Raw genomic sequence first — 19272 nt, 5'->3', positions numbered from 1 at the left:
CGCTGCAAGAACTGCCCGTATCCCTGCCGCCCGGTAAATTCGCCATTACGAGCCACGATTTCGCCCCGGCACATCGTCAGCACCGGCGCGCCTTGGCACTGAAAACCTTCATATGGGGAATAGTCCGCATTGTCATGAAGCCAAGCGTGGCTGATAACCGAGGATTGGCGCGGATCAAAGATCACCACGTCGGCATCTGCGCCGGGGTTTAGATTGCCTTTACGCGGCCACAGGCCGAACAACCGCGCCGGATTGCTGCTGGTGAGCGCTACAAAGCGTGAAGGGGAAATCCGCCCGCTCATCACTCCGTGAGAGAACAGCAGCATCATGCGATTCTCGACCCCAGGCAGGCCGTTCGGGCAGCGGGTAAAATCCCCTGTCGCCATAGCTTGCCGTTGGTGATAAGGGAATGTGCAGTGATCGGTGGCGACGGTATCGATAGAACCGTCGGCAATGCCGATCCACAGGCGGTCTAACTCCCGCTGGTCCCGCAGCGGTGGGCTGAGGATGTATTTCGCCCCATCTTCACGCAGGTAACATTGTTCGTTGAGCAGCAAATACTGCGGGCAGGTTTCTACCCACACCGGTTGACGTTGTTGACGCGCCAGACGTAAATAATCCAGCCCCAGACCATTGGATAAATGGACGATGTACAGCGGCGCATTGTCTGCCAGATGGGCCAGATTGATCATCCGGCCAATCGCTTCTGCCTCACATTCCAACGGGCGGCTTAATGCATGGTGGATCGGTGCTGTTTTACCGGCAGCCACCAGCGCAGCACGGCGTAAGGCGATCGCTGCATCGTTTTCCGGGTGGACGGTGGTCAATGCCCCAACCTGCCGCAGTTGCCCCAAGGCCCGCAGCACGTCGGTATCATCGATCTTGTAGAGGTAGGTCAGATACAGCTTAAAGCTGCTGATCCCTTCGTCATGCACCATGCTGGCCATCTCTGCGAGAATGCCGTCGTCGATATGCTGGATCACGCCGTGAAAGCCGTAGTCGATCGCCGCATTGCCGGCCGCATACTGGTGGTAGACGTTGAGCTGGTGATGGAGATTACACCCCGCTGGGCCAAATCCCATATGATCGATAATGGTGGTGGTGCCACCGCAGGCCGCCGCGCGGGTGCCGCTGAAAAAATCGTCGCAGCTGCGGGCGGTGCCGACATCGATATTGAAATGGGTATGGACATCGATGCCGCCGGGCATGACGTAACAGCCGGACGCATCGATAACTTCACACTGGCTATCGGCTTCGATCGCCGTATCGCGCTGGCAGATCACCCCGTTTTCAATCAACAAATCCTGAGCGTACTGCCCGTCGCTATCAACCAGAATGCCGTTCTTAATCAGCTGCTTCATTACTGGCACTCCATAAAAAATCCGGCGGAGGGTGCCGGGTATTTAACCGTGTGATACTTGCTGGATGAGGTGCTATTTGGCCCCTCACCCTAACCCTCTCCCACAGGGAGAGGGGACCGATCGAGCTCGCGGATGTTGTAGCGTTCATCCTGGAGAAGCAGAGGCTCGCCTACTACATCACCCTTGTTACAGATTAAACTTACACATTTGATAACCACTCCGCACCAGCTCCCTCTCCCTGTGGGGACCGATCGAGTTCGCTGATTTCTATGTGTAATACCTTTCCTCTTGCACCCCACTTTCCGAAGCCGCACGGGCCAACAACACGCTCCGGACAGCTCCCTCTCCATGTGGGGACCGATCGAGTTCGTTGATTTCTATGTGTAATACCTTTCCTCTTGCACCCCACTTTCCGAAGCAGCACGGGCCAACAACACGCTCCGGACAGCTTCCTCTCCCTGTGGGAGGGTTGGGGTGATGGGTCGCTTATTTCTCCAACTCTTCCAGATAAGCCAAAGGCACGGCGGCATACATAGCCGCACAGGTCACCAGATGGTCTTTCCAGGTCTTCTCGTTAGGCGCGTGGGCTTCAGGCTCTTTGCCCGGGCCAAAACCGATCACTGGAATACCGTGACGCCCCATGATGGAGACCCCGTTGGTTGAGAAGGTCCACTTATCCACCACCGGCTGCTTCTTGAACAGGCCCTGATAGGCTTTGCTCAGGGTTTTCACCGTGATGTGATCTTCTTCGACCTTCCAGGTTGGGAAGTAGCATTCGGTTGGGTACACCAGACCGGTGTAGGACGGACGGCTATAGTCATACATCGACACGACTGCCTTGGCCGCCTGTACTGCTGGTAACGCCCGGATCTCGTCCAACGCCCCTTCCCAGGTTTCGCCCCAGGTCAGGCGGCGGTCGATGGATACCGCACAGCTGTCTGCTACCGCACAGCGGCTAGGTGAGGTGAAGAAAATCTCTGAAACGGTGAGCGTGCCTTTACCCAGGAAATCGTCGTTGCCCAAGTTGCCGGACAGCTGTTGCAGTTCGTTGAGGATTGGGCCCATTTTGAAAATGGCGTTGTCGCCACGCTCCGGCGCCGAGCCGTGGCAGCTGATGCCTTGCACATCCACGCGGATTTCCATACGGCCACGCTGACCGCGGTAGATCTGGCAGTCGGTCGGTTCGGTGCTGATCACAAACTCTGGGCGGATGTTGGATTGTTCAATAATGTATTGCCAGCACAGGCCGTCGCAGTCTTCTTCCTGCACGGTGCCGGTCACCAGCAGCGTATACTGATCTTCCAGCCCCAGATCCTTGATGATTTTGCCCGCGTAAACCATGGAAGCCATGCCACCTTCCTGATCCGATGCGCCACGGCCACCGATGATCTCGTCGTTTTCCATGCCTTGGTACGGGTCAAAGGTCCAGTTCTTGATGTTGCCGATGCCGACGGTATCGATATGCGCATCCATCGCGATCAGGTGTGGGCCGTGGCCGATATAGCCTAGGATGTTGCCCATCGGGTCAATCTCAACCTTGTCGAACCCGACCTTCTCCATCTCTTTCTTGATACACAGCACCACCAGCTTTTCGTCACAGCTTTCGCTCGGGATGGCGATCATGTCCCGCAGGAAGCGCGTCATCTCATCTTTGTATTGGTAGGCTTTCTCTAACACCAATTCGAAAGGAATTTGCTTTGCCATTGTGTTGTTTCTCCAATTTTTTATTACCCCTCGCTGCTGCGAGAGGTTGAGTAATCTGACGGCTGTTGTTAAACCGGATGCTTCCCTTCCCATACAACTTCGCGATAGTGCTTCACGTCGGTATCGCCTTCGGAGCTGATTAACAGCACTACCGACTGGCTATTCAGACCGAGTTTTTGCATCAGCTGCGCACGTTGCGGGCTGTGATGCACCGCAGCCAGTACGCCCAACCCCACGGCACCGGACTCGCCGGAGATAATGCGCGGGTCGTTACCCAGCGGATTACCCAACACCCGCATCCCTAACGCCGCCACGCTGTCCTGGCAGGAAATAAACTGCGTGGCGCAGTTACGCAGCAGCGGCCACCCCAAGGGGTTAGGCTCACCACAGGCCAGACCGGCCATGATGGTGGCCATATCGCCGCCCACGTTGACGATTTCCCCTTTTACCCCGGAGCGATAAACGCAATCGGCCAGCTCGGGTTCGACGATCACCGAATGCAGCTTATCCGCACCAAACACGTCTACCAGATAGCCCAGCACTCCCGCTGCCATCGCCCCGACACCGGCCTGTAACAGCACATGGGTTGGCCGCTCGATCTGCATCTGCCGCATCTGCTCGGCCGCTTCGTCTGCCAGCGTGGCGTAACCCTGCATGATCCAGGTTGGGATCTTGGTGTAGCCCTCCCAGGCGGTGTCCTGCACCACTTGCCAGCCGCGTTCCTGGGCCGTTTTCATGGTCAGGCGTACGGTATCGTCGTAGTTCATATCGGTGACGATGCACTCGGCACCCAGGTTGAGAATGTGATCCACCCTCTCCTGTGCCGAGCCTTTAGGCATATACACCACCGCATGCTGGCCTAGCTGTTGCGCCGCCCAGGCAACCCCCCTGCCATGGTTGCCGTCGGTGGTGGTGGCGAAGGTCATCTTCTCGGTCGCCGTGGCTTTAAACTTTTCAAAAGAAAACGCATTAATATCAATCTGGTACTTTTCACACAGCAACTGGGCAATGGCGTAAGCGCCGCCGAGCATCTTGAATGCATTTAAACCAAAGCGTTTGGATTCGTCTTTGACCAGGATTTTCCGCACACCAAACAGCTGCGCGAGATCGTCCAACGCGCATAACGGCGTTGGCTGATAACCCGCGATCTTTTTATGAAACTCGCGCGCTTTCTGCGCTTGCGCCTTAGAGAACAGAGGGGAGGTTTCGCCGTTAAAATAACGGTTATCCTCAATCGCCACTTTCAATGAAAAAACCGACATAACCGCTACCTCTTCTGGTCGCATTAACTTTCACCGCGCAGGGACACCGCCCGGTATCCCTGACCAGGTAAATTTATTTAATGCGTTTTTCTGCTTCTTTCAGTAATTGTTCCAACACCAGGCCCGGGTTGGAGAATTTGCGCGCCATGATCATCGCCGCGATGATATAAGGCTTCCAACTGGCTTCCTTATAGGTGGCAATACGGTACTTCTCGAATACGCTGGCGCAGACTTCCCCTTCACTGCAGGATACGTCGGTGATGTCCGCTGGCAGGCAGTGCATATAGAGCGCTTCACCGCCTTTAGTCAGCTTCATCATCTCTTCGGTGCAGTGCCAGTTTTTGTAGTAGGCGTTTTGCGCCAGGCACTGTTGCTCCAGCGCCTTGAGGCCCGCATGATCGTCGGCACGCAGCAGATCGGTACGCTGTTCCATTACCTTGTACGGTGCCCAGGATTTCGGATAAACGATGTCCGCGCCTTGGAAGGCTTCGGCCATCGAGGTCACCTGTTGGAAGCTGCCACCGGAAGCGGCGGCGTTGTTCTTCGCCACTTCGATCACGTCCGGGATCAGGTCGTAACCTTCTGGATGGGCCAGCGTCACCTTCATGCCAAAGCGGGTCATCAGGCCAATGATGCCCTGCGGCACCGACAGCGGCTTGCCATAGCTAGGTGAATAGGCCCAGGTCATGGCAATCTTCTTACCTTTCAGGTTTTCCAGGCTGCCGAAATGCTCCTGCAACCAGGCCAGATCCGCCATGGCCTGGGTTGGGTGGTCGATATCGCACTGCAAGTTGACCAGTGCCGGGCGCTGTGGCAACACCCCCTTCTCGAACCCTTCATCCAGCGCGGCACCCACCTCACGCATGTAGGCGTTGCCTGCTCCCAGATACATGTCGTCACGGATACCGATGGCATCCGCGCAGAAAGAGATCATATTGGCCGTTTCACGCACCGTTTCCCCGTGGGCGATCTGCGATTTACCTTCATCCAGATCTTGCTGCGCCAACCCCAGCAGGTTGAGCGCCGAGGCATAAGAAAAACGGGTACGCGTGGAGTTATCACGGAAGATGGAGATGCCTAAGCCACTGTTGAAAATCTTGGTGGCAATGTTTTCTGAACGCATGGTTTTCAGCGATTCCGCCAGCTTGAGCACCAGTTCCAGCTCGTCACGGCTCTGTTCCCACGTCAGTAAAAAGTCCTTTTGATGTAAATTGGACTTTAACGCGCTTATTTCCTTAATTAACTGGTTAACTGTTCTCATCTTTGCCCCTAAATAGAGAGTGTGGTGGTGATCCTTTAAAACAAGTGCCTAACCTCGGAATAACAAATACGCTTCTTCAGCGTCTGGCTACAGCACAATCAATAAGCGTGCCAACAAAGGGAAAGTTAAGCTACGTAACATAAAACTACGAATTATTATGATGGCGATCACATAAAATGGGACTTTCAGTGCGGTAAAAGTGAAATTTTCAGTCAGGGTATTGCTGGTAAGGGATAATTAACCGCGATGTTAATCTGCCATTTGTAATTATCAGCCTTTCTCGCAACCCAAAATGATAGGAATTAGCGCACAGTATCATTTTGATAATAAACTGTGATGCTAACAGCAGAATCTCTATTCTCTGTGGGATTAGCTTGATGACTATCAAATTATATCTGACCGTAGTGTATTATCGTTTCTTTTTCAATGACGATAACGGGAGACGCGTGATGATAGCACCGGCCACTGCCCAGTCGGCTCTTATGCAGATCCAACCGACAATTTTGCGCTTTACCAAGATGCTTTCCAGCGTGTTGCTGCTGGAGGTAGAAATTGTCGATGCCAACCTGGTACGCGTGGCAGGCACTGGCCCCTATGGCAAACAATTTGGCATCAAGCTCGGTAGCAACTCCTGGTTGTTGAAATATGTGCTTGATACTAGAAATGAAAAAATAGTCACCCACTCCCGTTACGACCCGGTATGCGAAGGCTGCACCAGCAAAGATGAGTGCCAGGAAAAGGCCTTCCTCGGCATTCCTATCCTGTTCCAGGATGCCTGCATTGGTGTGATCAGCCTGGTGGCCTTCACCCTGGAACAGCAGCAACGGTTGCGGGATAACCTGCAAGAGTTCTCGGGCTACGTGCGCAATATCTCCAACGTTTTCGTTTCCAACTTATTAGAGACACAAGGCGGCAGCGGTGGTTTAAATAAAGTGCTTTTCAGCCTGATTGAAAATATGGATCAGGGAGTATTAATACTCAATGAAAAGAGCCAGGTTAAGTTTGCCAATATGATGGCATTGAAACAGCTCAATATGCCGCAGGAAAATATTATCGGCAAAACCTTTACTATTCGCGCCCTCACCTTCCAGCAAAATTACAGCAGCGGACATCTGCAACATATTCTCTCCTTCGACGATAACCAGGAGATTATGATTGGCCAACTACATCAGGTTCAGGATCATCAATTATTTTTAATGGCTTTTCATCAGTCACACTCCTCATTTGACGAAACGCTGAGCCTGCAAGACCCACGTATTGAGCAGTTGGCAGGGGAAAGCAAACCGATGCGTCTGCTGAAAAATTTAATTACCCGTATTGCCCCCAGCCCCTCCAGCGTATTGGTGGTTGGCGAAAGCGGCACCGGCAAAGAGGTGGTGGCACGGGCGATCCATCGGCTGAGCAACCGCAGCGATAAACCCTTTATCGCCATTAACTGCGCCGCCATTCCGGATCAACTGCTGGAGAGTGAACTGTTTGGTTACCTGAAGGGCGCATTTACCGGCGCTTCGGCCAATGGCAAGGTGGGGCTGATCCAGGCGGCCAATCAGGGGACGCTATTCCTGGATGAGATCGGTGATATGCCGTTAATGTTGCAGGCCAAGCTGCTGCGCACGGTGGAATCCCGTGAAGTGTTGCCGATTGGCTCCAGCAAGCCGATCCCGGTCGATATCCGCATTATCTCCGCCACCAACCAGAACCTGGATCAGTACATCGCCGAAGGCAAGTTCCGTGAAGACCTCTATTACCGCCTGAACGTTATCCCCATCACCCTGCCACCGCTGCGTGAGCGCGAAGGCGATATCGAACTGCTGGTGCACTACTTCCTCAGTTTGCACACCAAGCGGATCGGCATTATCTACCCCGGCATCTCGGCAGAGGTACTCGAGCTGCTACGCCGACACCGCTGGCCAGGCAACGTGCGCGAACTGAGCAATTTGATGGAGTATCTGGTTAACGTGGTGCCGAGCGGTGAAATTATCGATACCTATTTGCTACCGCCCAATCTGACCCGTGGGCAACCTCTGGAGGCTCGCGCCAGCGTGTCTACGTATAAGGCCACAGAGAGTTGCGAAAACCACGATATGGCGGGTTTGGAGAGTATGGAGAAGCTGATGATTGAGGAGGCGCTGAGCCAACATGCGAACAAGAAGGTGGTGGCGGAGAAGCTGGGGATTGGTATCGCGACGCTGTATCGCAAGATAAAGAAGTATGAGCTGTCTTCTCATTGAGGGGGGAGATAGCTTGCTCAGGTTCACGGGGATAAACTACCTACACTTAGGAAAACCAAGGGAATATCATGAAAAAATTGTCGCCATTGTGGCTGGTCAGCCTGATGAGCGTGGCACCGCTGTATGCCGCTCAAGTCCCGACTGGCACTTCACTAGCCACCCAGCAAGTATTTCGCTACAACAATCACAGTGAACCCAGCACGCTAGACCCACAAAAAATAGAAGAAAATACCGCAGCCCAGGTGGCGCTGGATCTGTTTGAAGGGCTGGTGTGGCTTGATGGTAACGGCAACGTGCAGCCAGCCCAGGCCGAAAGCTGGAAAATCAGTGCGGATGGCAAACGGGTAGTATTCACCCTGCGCGACAATTTACGTTGGTCCGATGGTTCGCCGTTAACGGCGGAGGATTTTGTTTTTGCCTGGCAGCGTGCCGTTGATCCTGCGACTGCCAGCCCCTTTGCTGACTACTTAGCCTCGGCACACGTAGTGAATGCAGCGCAGATTGTGAGTGGAAAGATGCCGCCGAATGAGTTGGGCATTCGCGCGATAGATGCGCGCACCTTGCAGGTTGATTTGGAACAACCTACCCCGTGGTTTATCTCTATTTGGCATGGCCAACCACCTTCCCCGTCCCCCATAAGCTGGTGCAGCAATACGGTGAGAAATGGACCAACCCGGAACATATCGTCTCTAACGGCGCATTTATGCTTAGCAACCGCGTGGTGAATGAGAAAATTGTCGCCAAGCCTAACCCACACTATTGGAACCGGGCCGCAACCGTGCTGACACAGGTTGAATACTTGGTGGTCGATAATGCGGTTGCTGGCTACAACCGCTATCGCGCGGGGGATTTGGATCTCACCTGGGTACCCGCAGATCAAATCAAGGATATTCAAAAGAATCTGCCCGGCGAACTGCGGATTATCCCGCGCTTAAACACCGAATATTATAATTTTAATACCACCAAACCGCCGTTTAACGATGTGAGAGTTCGCCGCGCCTTGTACCTTACGGTTGACCGCGATCTCATTGCACGTAAAGTGCTCGGGCTGCGTGAGCCAGCAAGCACCTTAACCCCACCGCAAGTTGCTGGCTTTAAACCACCGGTATTGGATGAGTTGAATCAACCGCTGGTCCAGCGCGCAGCAGCGGCGCAGGAACTATTGCGCCAGGCGGGATATGATAAACAGCACCCGCTTAAGTTTGAGCTGTTCTACAACAAATACGATTTGCACGAGAAAACCGCCATTGCACTCTCTTCGGAGTGGAAGAAAATGCTCGGTGCGCAGGTGACATTGCGTAATATGGAGTGGAAAACCTACCTGGATGCACGACGGGCCGGAGACTTTATGCTCTCCCGACAGTCTTGGGATGCCACCTATGATGAACCTTCGACGTTTTTGAATACCCTGCAATCAACCAATGTGGAAAACGTCGGTCACTGGCAGGATAGCGAGTACGACCGGTTATTGAAGCAGGCGGAAAACAGCCAAGATCCTGTGACACGCGATGGGTTTTATTCGCAGGCCGAAGCACGGATTAACCAGCAAGCACCAATTATTCCTATCTATTATCAGCCACTGATTAAGCTATTAAAGCCTTATGTAGGCGGGTTCCCCATGCATAACCCTCAGGATTATGTTTATAGCAAGGAGTTATATATTGTTGCCCATTGAGGGGGGCTGGCTGGGTATGGGGTAACGGCGAGGTGTATATGGTGGGGAGTGGTTGATGTAGGTCGACATACTAGTTATTTGCGTGATGCTGGCAAGATAAATATACACATCAAACAAGGTAGTATTATGATAACCACAAAGCAAAGCCGGTAAACCAGCTTTGCTTTTATTAACTTTAATGTAAATCATTTGGAGCTCAAACTATACTGGTCCACATTACTTTGTTAGCATCTAAAATGCTCTTTTTCGCCCCTTCAAACTCAGAAGTAAAAAAGTCATCATTAGTTATAATAAATTGAAGCACATGATTCTCATCACAGAGGAAGTCCCCCAACCTATCAATTCTATCTATCAACAATTTTTTAAGTCTGCTTTTACTATATAACAGCCCTTATCATCTTTATAAGGTAGAGATATATCGAACACCTGTTCTAACTTCAAAATCAACTCACTGAATGCTATATCTTCCTCCAACACAAAAATCAGCCATCGTTTGATATCAAACATGTTATCAGCTCCTGAGTTTTTCATCATTAATCTCAGAATACTATAGCGGTTGCAGGAGGCAAGAACCCACCACCTGAGGCCGGAATTTTTCCATTTATAAACATGCTATCAGTTATTGGCAACCCAGGATCACTAGCTTACCCACCATAAATAGCAGCGCCACTATCACCTCTTAGCCCTGAATAACTATGAAATATGACCACTCACTTTGCCTTTACTCATTTTATATTACTTATAGAGTGCAATGAACATTAGTTTAACTTACAAACCAAATTACAATTAAAAACCATATTAAAGCAAAATTAAAAAACCACTTATAAATAAAATAAATACAGACTCTATGTTTTAGAGCAAATTTAAATGGGTTTTTATTTAAGTTAGCAACGTTGTTTAGTCCCGGAAGGATCTGCATGGACTCACTTCTAGTTTTATTTACGAACAGCCCGACTTAGCGCACTCGACTGACATAACCACTGAACAACGATATTATACAAAATATACCATCGTCGTTCAGTGGCACTTCTTTTACAGCTTATATCTGAAACTGTTCACTTATAAATCTCATATTCTGAAATGATTTCATATAATTCAGGATTGGAAATTTCATACCCTTCTTCATTAAACATAAACTTCCAGATAGAAATGTAGAACTCCCTTATTGGCATTGATGTAGGCAGGCTTATTTGCGGTAACCCGACATTGTAATATCTTTCTAATTCTTTATCGCTTGCAAAACAAATTGCATATCTCAAGCTTTCCTTACAATTGAATTGCCATTGAGCAGGCCAGTTTTTATACTCTGGCAGCAATAACTCCTGAACAAGTTTATTGATGCTATCTATATTATTTAAATTCAAACCAGACAAACCACCATCTAACTCCGGTCCATCACCTAACGGTGACCAAAACATCAATATATAACCTTTGCTTATTTTAATTTTCTTCATATATAACCTCAAATCACTCATCAATACCAAAAATGCTATATAGCTTTCCTGTTTTTCTATTAAAGCTAGCCCTTACCTTTGATGTTGTGAAATATTCTTTTCCACCGACTTTGTAACCCTCAGACACGACCGTGCCCATATCAAAATCCACCTTCCCTGATTTATATATGTTAGGATCATAAGTCTTATATGCTTGTTGTATTGCATTAAATTGATCTTCATATGTTAAGAATCTAGTCGAATCTACAGGTCTTCCTGCTCTTGCATCCGGTGTATAACCTGTTCTCGCTCTATATTGTTGCTGCTCTAGAGTTGTCCCTGCTCCATGTCGGCGGACTCCATGTATTCCTTCATCACCTAAAGTCGACTCGAGCTCCAGTAATTTATTTTTGAAGTTTTGTTCTGTCTGATATTTTACGAGTCCTAGCGGATCGCACCACGTAACAGGGTTATGCACATACCCATAAGGATTCAGCCCCCCCGCCAGCCCTATTGGGTCCGAACTGATATACTGCGCGGTCTGAGGATCATAATACCTAAATCGATTGTAGTGTAAACCCGATTCGCTATCTTCGTATTGCCCAGGGAAACGCCACTGACAGCTTGGACGGTCATCGTCATTGGCCGCTAAAGCCCAAAGATGGCATCGGCCCCATGCCTTGTTTCGGGCCAACCACACTGCTTTACCTTGTTCGTTGAACAACTCTCTGGCGGTTCCCAGATGGTCACTCACCACATAGTGCAGTTTTCCCTGTTCATAGCGAGCAAAAGGGCTCACTGCGCCAGGTTGATACAACCACTGAATTCCACCTTCAGTCGCTGGGGTACCATCGGCATACAGAGGAATTTCCTCGACCATTTGTTCCCCGCGCCAGAAATAGTCGTAACCCACTATCCGTTGATCTTCTGGCTGGGTAACGTCTCCCCCTTCAACTTCTTGCGGTGCCAACGGTGGCCGTAATACTTTAGCTCCGGAGATAACCTCAAACTTACGAATGCGTCGACCAAAAGCGTCATAGGCATATCGCCACCGCCTCCGCTCTGGGGTCAACAGTTCGATCAATTGTCCCTGACCATTCCAACGATATTTCCAGATTAACGGCCTAAAACCAGCCCGGTGTTCATTTTTCTCGATCAATTGCCCTTGAGCATTATAACGGTAACGGCAACGACCAGAATCAACAACACGCCCTCCTTCCTGGAACTGAACAAGAGTATTCTCCCTACTCTGGATTGCGTCTGATGTAGGAGAAAAAGACTGCTGAAGGTTCAGGTTTAAGTTTTCATCATACTCAAAACGCACACTCTCTTGGTAAATGCCCAACAAATCAGCCTGGACGATCTGATCGTTCGCGTTATAGTGGTAACGCATTTCTCCCCACTGGCTGTCACTTATCCCAGTAATATTGAAAGCCTTGTCATACTCATACTGGCGGTTTACTGAGCTACCTACTAGCGCCTCTTGCGAGTTATATAGCCCAGGTTGGCTCTTAAACAGCGCCGAGTTCCGCCCTGCTGCCTGGCTAAACAACAAACCATTCTTGGTGTAGTTTTGCGCGAACACAAATCCACATGCGCTAAGACGCGCTTTTTCACGACCAAGGGGGTCATACTCAAAACTTAGAGGTTCATGTCGATTTAACTGCACCTTTTCTAACCGACCAGTCTCTGCGTCATAGCTCAGGTTAAGGTTGGTACTGCCCAGGTTCTGATTAATAACCTGTCCGGTATCTGCATCACGTTGATACGTGATTTCACGCCCGTTGATCCGCTCACCGACCAACTCTCCGTGTTCGTTATAATCAAACACCACTGTGGCAGAGTTATTAACTGCCGAGACTAATTGACCTTTTTGGTCATAAGTAAAATTAATACACTCCTCTAACATCGAAACGTTTTCTTCCATCAGCCAGTGTTGCTGTTGAATCAGTTGGTCACTGAGCGAATAGTGATAAGTCGCAATCTGTTGGCCACTCTGCTTTCTCGACAATCGTCCCACAGCATCATAAACATAGTGCTGACAACGCCCGGTAAAATCTTGCTCTTCTATGACCCGCCCCTTGGCATCACGTATCAGACGATAGGATTCACCACTGGCATTCGTCAAACCCGTCAGTCGGGTCAAACGGTCATAATGATATGATATCGTCTTTCCATCTGACCGCTGTTGAGCTAACAGCAGGTCAAAAGCACCGTATTGATACGTAGTTTCTTTACCTTCACCATCTGTCTGCTTCTGGATCCGTCGCTCACTGTCATAACGGATCTGCTGCCTGGTGTTGTCGGGGTAAACCACTTCAGTGAAACTTTGGCCGGGTCTGGCATGTTCTATACTATGCAAATAAACAGTCTGTTGACCAAGGGCATCCTCTACACTCAATAAACGGCCAAGCACATCGAAATGACAACGTTTTGCAATATTACCTGGTTCAACAATTTCTGAGAGTTGCCCATACGGTCCATATCTATAACGCCATTCTCGACCCGTAGAATGTTTTTCCATGACTACATTGCCGTGGCTATCATAACGATATTCGATTGCCAGACCTGCTGGATATAATGCCTTGCGAAGTAACCCGGCATCATCATATTGATAATGCCATTCTTTATCGTCTTTTTTAGAAACCTCGGTTATCTGACCATTAACGTTATACTGATAATGGATTGACGAATCATCGGGTAGTGTAACCTCTAATAGATCACCCAGCGCATTATATTGATAAGATGTCACCCGACCTAATTCATCCGTCGTACGCGTGAGTCGCGTCAGATCCCATTCAGATGAGGTTACCTCACCTAATGGATCGATAACCTTCGTCACCAGGGCCATTTCATTATAATAATAGTGCGTTTTACCACCTTCGGCATCAACATAGATATTATGATTGTTCAGGTCATCATAAATAAACTGATCACCATAATAACCTTGAGTTGTGCGAGTCGACGTTACGCGGCCCTTATCATCATAGGCGATGTAGGCCTGAGTGAGATCGGTATCTCTCCAATGCACCATAAAACCTTTATCATTATAATCATGATAAAGCCTGCCAAATTGGAAGCTATGGCAGTCAACAAGGTGCCCTTGAGAATTGTACTTGCAGGTCAGTAACACCTGTCTAAACTCATGGGTCACTAACGTGACTGAGGATATTTTCTTCTCTTCCGTTTCAACTTGCAGACTATAACCCGCACTATGTTCAATAGCATACAAGGCATTCTCATGGTAGGAGAAATGTATCCAGTTGCCTTTCCCATCTTCAATTCTGTTTAAAAGTCGTTTATTCCCATCACAATACTCAAAAATAAACTTCCGTTGGGTTTGACGGTCAAAAAGCACCAACTCACCGAGTCTGTCACCAGAGAGTATATAGTTAGGTTGCCGTAAATTAACCGCATAGACTTCATTTTCAGGTGTATGATATGTGAGGATAACCCCTTCGTCATCAAGGTAATCAATACTTTCAGATCGTATATCTAGATGCTGTGACCAGCTACTTGCCCATTTGCTGCCCAATGAGCCATTAATAATGAAACCTTCCGTTGAGCGGTATGTTCGGTTCAATTTAAGAGGTAATATTCCGGGTAGTTCAATAACGGGCCATTGCTGTAAGAAATCCCCTGTGACGATATCTACAGGTTCTCCTACACTGCTCAACTGTTTAAAACCATTTCTTATCCCACCAACCGATGATTTTAACCCCATGACAACAAAGACTGTGTTAACAACTGCCGAGGTTACTCTCAGAAATATATTTCTGCTGTCTTTTATTTCCGCTACATCCTCCCCTGTTTGTTGCGTTTCCACAATATTTCCGCTGCCCGAGTTTATATTGCCATCGCAACTAGTTTTGTGCCCTAACCGTGCAATAGGTTTCCCATTGGCAAAAACCGTTTTAGCGCCTTGTGCAATTACTGGTGGCGGACTCCACGTATGGTCGGAACATTGAATAATATCGCCGGCTCGGGCTACCGCTTTACCATTGAACATAACATTGGGAGATCCTTGCATAATCTCCCCTTTTTTATCACCATATTGGCCGAGAGCATTACCCACGCCAGCGATAATACCACCAACTGCCGCTGCAGCCCCGACGGTTGCTAAAGAACCCAAAAATGCAGACCCCATAACAACAAGCCCTACACCTCCAGTCAAGATGCCTATTGCAGCAACCACTGCAACACCGGCGATAACTCCGGCAATGGCCCCAATAACCCCCCAACTCGACCTTTGATGAGCTATGTCATCGCCAACCCTGGCAGGAGCCTCACCTTCAGTGGCAACTCGCTTGATCCCGGCCATGTCGGCAATACCATGTACTGCCCACTCACCCACCTTAAATCCACCGATCCCCGCAGCCAAACCAACAGCCAGGGGAGCCAACGCCATACCAACACCCTGCGCAATCCCTGCCGCAGCCGCACCAGTGGTCACAGCACATGCACCACCTGCAGCACTTGCCGCTGCGGCATACCCCGTAACCGCGCCCTGCACCACTGCCAGCGAGGCAAAAGTCCCCATCACGCCATAGTTGTACTCGGGGCTTTCAACAAAGTCTAACACTGAATCTGTTGTTCTTTCCCACGGTGCAATATTTGGGTTGGCTGCAGTAGCTGACGTATTTGATTCAGAAGGCGATGCCGCGCTCCCTTGAGTCGCGCTTACCGCTCCTATCGTCGCACCTATAATAGCCGTCATAATAAGTATTCCCTTTCTTTAAAATCACGTCTAAACAACACAACACCACGCCATTATTTGTCTCTTAATACCAATGTTTTTAACATAGAGAGGACCATCATCTTTTGGTTCTCCGACAAGGTTTTTGGCATGGTCGCGGTAAGAATGAGTACATTTTTCACAGCATTAACAAAAAACATTAATTGGTGAATACTCCCCTGGGTAGAATCCCAGGTAAATTCACTGCTAACCGATTCATAGTTCTCTAAAGGATCAAGCACTCTTTCAACTTCATTGAACTTCTTAAGCTGAGTACCCAACAGTTTGATTTCCCTTTCGGCAAACTCTTTGAACGCCATTCCCCAAGGGGGCGTATCCCGGGAAATAGTAAAACTCAATCCGCCAGCATCATCTTTAGAAGTACTGAGCACATTAATAGTGACATCTTTCCACTCATTAGGTAAGTCAATCGTCCCTTCATTAAAATGATACATTTTTATTTATCCTTATTTAAATGGACAACGGGTCCTTCTACAGACACTCCGCCACTATTAATTATTATTTTACTGCCTTCACCAAAGCTTAAGGTTATTGACTCTGTCGTCATAACAATTTTACTTTCGCCGACTTGTAAATCGAGCTGATCTGTTGCTTTTAACAACTGAGTTCCCTTGCTGCCGCCGTCGGCATTTGCCTCAAACTCAATCGTATTAGCTTTGGTGATCCGCTTAAGCTTTATTGTTTCTTTCAGGTTGCCTTGTTGCACATGTGTAACTTCATCCCCGGTAACGACCGTGACCTTCCGGTTTCCCATTTCCACCGTTAGATCTTGGTTATCTTTAACCGTCGTACTCATATCCTTCTGGGCATGCATAAACAGCCCCTCGCCCCCCTTGGCATCCTCGAACCTCAATTCGTTGAAGCCCTCCCCCTTATGGGTCTTGGAGCGGAACGCCATCTGGGTCTTGCTGGCAGGCAGCGATCCCGGCGGGATATTGTTGGCGTGATAGGTACGCCCGGTGACGATCGGCTGGTCCGGATCCCCATGCAGGAAATCCACCACCACTTCCTGGCCGATACGTGGGATGGCCAGCATCCCCCAACCCTGCCCGGCCCACGGCTGGGTCACGCGGATCCAGCACGAGCTGTTGTCGTTGCTTTTACCGTAGCGGTCCCACAGGAATTGCAGGCGGATACGGCCGAACTCATCACAGTAGATTTCTTCCCCGGCTGGCCCCACCACCATCGCGATCTGTGGGCCGTCCATGCTCGGTTTTGGCATCGGCGTCGGTCGCCAGGTTTGGGTGTGCGGCAGGAAGACGAACTGGTTGCTCAGCGTGGTGCCTTGCCCACCGGACTCCTGCTCTAGCGCTTGAGGCTGGTTGCCGCTGTGCTGAATGCTCAGCAGTTGCCACTGGTGGTTCAAATCGCTACGCGGGTGGCTGGTCAACGTAAACAGCAGGCCCGGCTGCAGGGTAAAGTCGTTACTCTGCCCATTTCCCAGGTTGGCATCGTTGCGCAGGGCTTCCAGGCGGTAATGAGTAAAGGCCTTGCCATGCTGTTCGTCTTTGAAACGCCCAGGGAAGTCGAAGTGTTCGTAGTCTGGCCGTTGGTTTTGCAGCTCGCTGGCCTGCTCATTAAAGGCCGCCGACCATTGCGGGTTTTTAAAGGTGTAATCCTTCAACTCCACCACGGCGGTGCGCACCTGCGCGCTGCGGGTGAAGGTGGTGACGCACAGCTCCAGCGCCTGAGAGGCCACGCCCGGGTTATACGGCAGCACCGCGCCCTGCGGCAGGGTGCCCACATCATCGGTATACACCACGATGTTTTTGCCTGCGGGGTATTCGAAGTAGTAGAACATCCCCTCTTCGGCGGCCAGCCGCTGGATGAAGTCAAAATCCGACTCCTGATACTGCACGCAGAACTCACGGGCCGGGTGAGGGTTGCGCAAGCCAAAGGCAAAATCGGTGATGCCGTTCTCTTTCAGCAAGGTGGTGATGATGTTTTCGATGCTCTGCTGCTGGAAGATACGCGCGTTGCGCCGCAGCGTGGTGCGCCACAGTGCCGGGCGGATCACCATGCTGTAACGGGTCTGGTGCAAGCCAGTGTCGCCCTGTTCAAAGCTCGCCACCATGCCGGTAATGCTGCGTTGCACTACCCCTTCACGCTTGATCTCCAGCGTCGCATCCTCATCCAGCACTGCGGAAAAGTCGATGGCCGGATCGGCACTGGCCAGGCCCACGTTCAGCACGAACGGTGAGGAGAGCATCTCGGTCAGGCTGAAATCCACCACCACAAAGGTCTGCGGAGGCAGGTTCGCCGTGCTGAGCGTAAACTGCAACCCGCTCGGTTCAGCGCCGCCCAACAGGGCACTGGCAGCCGAGGACGCCATTGCCGTGGCGCTGCCGCCGCTGGCAAAGTTCATCGGCTTGGCAGCATCGGCTATCGCACTGGCCCTGTCCTGCATCGCCTGTTTGGCAAAATCGGCTACCTGCGATACCACTTTACCCGCCTTGCCGCCGATGGCTCCACCAGCGGTACTCACCATGCCCGCCAACTGATCGCCACTCAGTGACGGGTTGGGGGAGACGATATTCATCGGTTTCGAAGCTTCCGCTATCGCTTCGGCCCGGTTTTGCATCGCCTGTTTGGCAAAATCTGCCGCCTGCGACACCGCTTTACCCGCCTTGCCGCCAATCGCTGCACCGGCTTTACCCACCATATCCGCCACCTGCTCGCCACTGACTGACGGCGTCTCCGTGGCCACAATGTTCTTCGGCTGCACACCCCCCTTGGGGGCGTTTTTCTTATCATCAGCAAACATATCTTTTCCTTCCTGGAGGTTAGCGGGCAGGTGCTGCCTGCTGCGTTAGTTGGTGATAGCGACTGAGCAGTGCATTCCAGCGCTCGTCTATCTGCTTGAGCAGCACCGGTGAAGCCGGTTGTTGTTGTTCCACCGAAACCGCCAACTGCCGCAGCAACTCTTCCAGCGGCGTTTCACGGTTCAGTTCACTTTGCATCTGATAAACCTGCGTTTTCAGATAGGAAAGCGTCAGACTGCCGCGCGTTTGTTCCTGTTCAAGCAACTTGTCCGACAGCGCCTGCAAGCGCTGCTGCACCTGGAAATAGCTGCTGTCGGCCCGCTCGCTGCCGAGCCGCGCCTGTAGCAACCGTTGCCAGCGCTGGCTCTGGGCGATCTGATCCGGATCGGTCGGCCACAGCTGGTTGGCCAGCGCCACCGAGGCATCGGCGGTACGCAACCCAGCCAACGGGGAAAGATTTTCCAGGGTGTTCAATTGCTGGCCGTAGCCGTCGAGGGTCGGTTGGGCCAGCCACAGCTGCACCGAACCGTCCGGGGTGGCGGCCAGCCCCGCCAATCGCTCCTGCATCGGTTTGACCTGCATCAGGTAAGCCGCCCCGGCCACCACCAGGCTACATAGCACACCGCAACCAAATCCCCAGGCAGCCGACGTGCGTTTGGTGGCCATGGGGGCCACCGGCGATGCAGCGGCAAAACGCACTTCCACATTGGGCAGTGGCTGTTCTTTTGGCGGCGGCGCGGGCTGGGCGACCGGTTCTTCGTAGGCCGGTAGGGGTTCATGCGCTGCCGGTTTTGCCCCGGAGAACACGGTGCGGATCGGCTCTGACT

At 51.0% G+C, this 19272-nt stretch carries 11 protein-coding genes and 1 pseudogene; 2 read left to right on the top strand and 10 right to left on the bottom strand.

From position 1 onward, the window contains the following. The 4 genes from hydA to ygeW all read right to left on the bottom strand — a co-directional run. Positions 1 to 1361: dihydropyrimidinase (gene hydA / locus ACLQ7H_RS05475; RefSeq protein ID WP_411751801.1), on the bottom strand; the 1361-nt coding region annotated here is incomplete at its 3' end. 486 nt (positions 1362 to 1847) lie between these two features. Next, positions 1848 to 3065 carry a YgeY family selenium metabolism-linked hydrolase gene (locus ACLQ7H_RS05470; protein WP_024529729.1) on the bottom strand — a complete coding sequence of 406 codons (1218 nt, stop codon included), beginning with the start codon at positions 3063 to 3065 and terminating at the stop codon, positions 1848 to 1850. 68 nt (positions 3066 to 3133) lie between these two features. Further along, entirely contained in the window at positions 3134 to 4327 is a 1194-nt protein-coding gene (gene dpaL, locus ACLQ7H_RS05465; protein WP_261461211.1) for a diaminopropionate ammonia-lyase, read from the bottom strand. Positions 4328 to 4400: 73 nt separating this feature from the next. After that, the gene (gene ygeW, locus ACLQ7H_RS05460) at positions 4401 to 5588 is read right to left on the bottom strand and encodes a knotted carbamoyltransferase YgeW (protein ID WP_411751800.1); all 1188 of its coding nucleotides are present in this window, start codon (positions 5586 to 5588) and stop codon (positions 4401 to 4403) included. A 482-nt stretch (positions 5589 to 6070) separates the two neighbouring features. Here ygeW and ACLQ7H_RS05455 point away from each other — a divergent pair, with 482 nt between their 5' ends. Next, the gene (locus ACLQ7H_RS05455) at positions 6071 to 7819 is read left to right on the top strand and encodes a sigma-54 interaction domain-containing protein (protein WP_411751803.1); all 1749 of its coding nucleotides are present in this window, start codon (positions 6071 to 6073) and stop codon (positions 7817 to 7819) included. A gap of 68 nt (positions 7820 to 7887) precedes the next feature. Further along, a pseudogene (locus tag ACLQ7H_RS05450) lies at positions 7888 to 9494 on the top strand (ABC transporter substrate-binding protein). A gap of 351 nt (positions 9495 to 9845) precedes the next feature. On the opposite strand, the gene ACLQ7H_RS05445 reads toward ACLQ7H_RS05450, so the two are convergent. From ACLQ7H_RS05445 to ACLQ7H_RS05420, 6 genes are all read right to left on the bottom strand, one after another. After that, positions 9846 to 10001, bottom strand: a complete 156-nt coding sequence (locus ACLQ7H_RS05445; RefSeq protein ID WP_411751799.1) for a hypothetical protein — start codon at positions 9999 to 10001, stop codon at positions 9846 to 9848. Positions 10002 to 10549: 548 nt separating this feature from the next. Further along, positions 10550 to 10948, bottom strand: coding sequence for a hypothetical protein (locus ACLQ7H_RS05440; protein ID WP_411751798.1), 399 nt, complete (start codon positions 10946 to 10948; stop codon positions 10550 to 10552). Positions 10949 to 10961: 13 nt separating this feature from the next. Continuing rightward, positions 10962 to 15509, bottom strand: coding sequence for an RHS repeat-associated core domain-containing protein (locus ACLQ7H_RS05435; protein ID WP_411751797.1), 4548 nt, complete (start codon positions 15507 to 15509; stop codon positions 10962 to 10964). A 188-nt stretch (positions 15510 to 15697) separates the two neighbouring features. After that, the gene (locus tag ACLQ7H_RS05430) at positions 15698 to 16117 is read right to left on the bottom strand and encodes a DcrB-related protein (protein ID WP_411751796.1); all 420 of its coding nucleotides are present in this window, start codon (positions 16115 to 16117) and stop codon (positions 15698 to 15700) included. Positions 16118 to 16119: 2 nt separating this feature from the next. Further along, a complete protein-coding gene (locus ACLQ7H_RS05425; RefSeq protein WP_411751802.1) occupies positions 16120 to 18090 on the bottom strand; it encodes a type VI secretion system tip protein VgrG in 1971 nt (656 codons plus the stop codon). Between the two features lie 376 nt (positions 18091 to 18466). After that, the coding region (locus tag ACLQ7H_RS05420) for a VasL domain-containing protein (RefSeq protein WP_411751795.1) at positions 18467 to 19272 on the bottom strand (806 nt) is incomplete at its 5' end.

The sequence above is a fragment of the Serratia sp. (in: enterobacteria) genome (assembly GCF_046715635.1).
Lineage (GTDB): Bacteria > Pseudomonadota > Gammaproteobacteria > Enterobacterales > Enterobacteriaceae > Chania.
Note: the sequence above shows the minus strand (reverse complement) of the source record. Positions and strands in the feature narration are given on the sequence as shown.

Excerpts from the sequence above, each read along its gene's own strand:
- ACLQ7H_RS05470 (WP_024529729.1), bottom strand. The coding sequence starts at position 3,065 with ATGGCAAAGCAAATTCCTTTCGAATTGGTGTTAGAGAAAGCCTACCAA.
- dpaL (WP_261461211.1), bottom strand. The coding sequence starts at position 4,327 with ATGTCGGTTTTTTCATTGAAAGTGGCGATTGAGGATAACCGTTATTTT.
- ygeW (WP_411751800.1), bottom strand. The coding sequence starts at position 5,588 with ATGAGAACAGTTAACCAGTTAATTAAGGAAATAAGCGCGTTAAAGTCC.
- ACLQ7H_RS05455 (WP_411751803.1), top strand. The coding sequence starts at position 6,071 with ATGCAGATCCAACCGACAATTTTGCGCTTTACCAAGATGCTTTCCAGC.
- ACLQ7H_RS05445 (WP_411751799.1), bottom strand. The coding sequence starts at position 10,001 with ATGTTTGATATCAAACGATGGCTGATTTTTGTGTTGGAGGAAGATATA.
- ACLQ7H_RS05440 (WP_411751798.1), bottom strand. The coding sequence starts at position 10,948 with ATGAAGAAAATTAAAATAAGCAAAGGTTATATATTGATGTTTTGGTCA.
- ACLQ7H_RS05430 (WP_411751796.1), bottom strand. The coding sequence starts at position 16,117 with ATGTATCATTTTAATGAAGGGACGATTGACTTACCTAATGAGTGGAAA.
- ACLQ7H_RS05425 (WP_411751802.1), bottom strand. The coding sequence starts at position 18,090 with ATGCAGGACAGGGCCAGTGCGATAGCCGATGCTGCCAAGCCGATGAAC.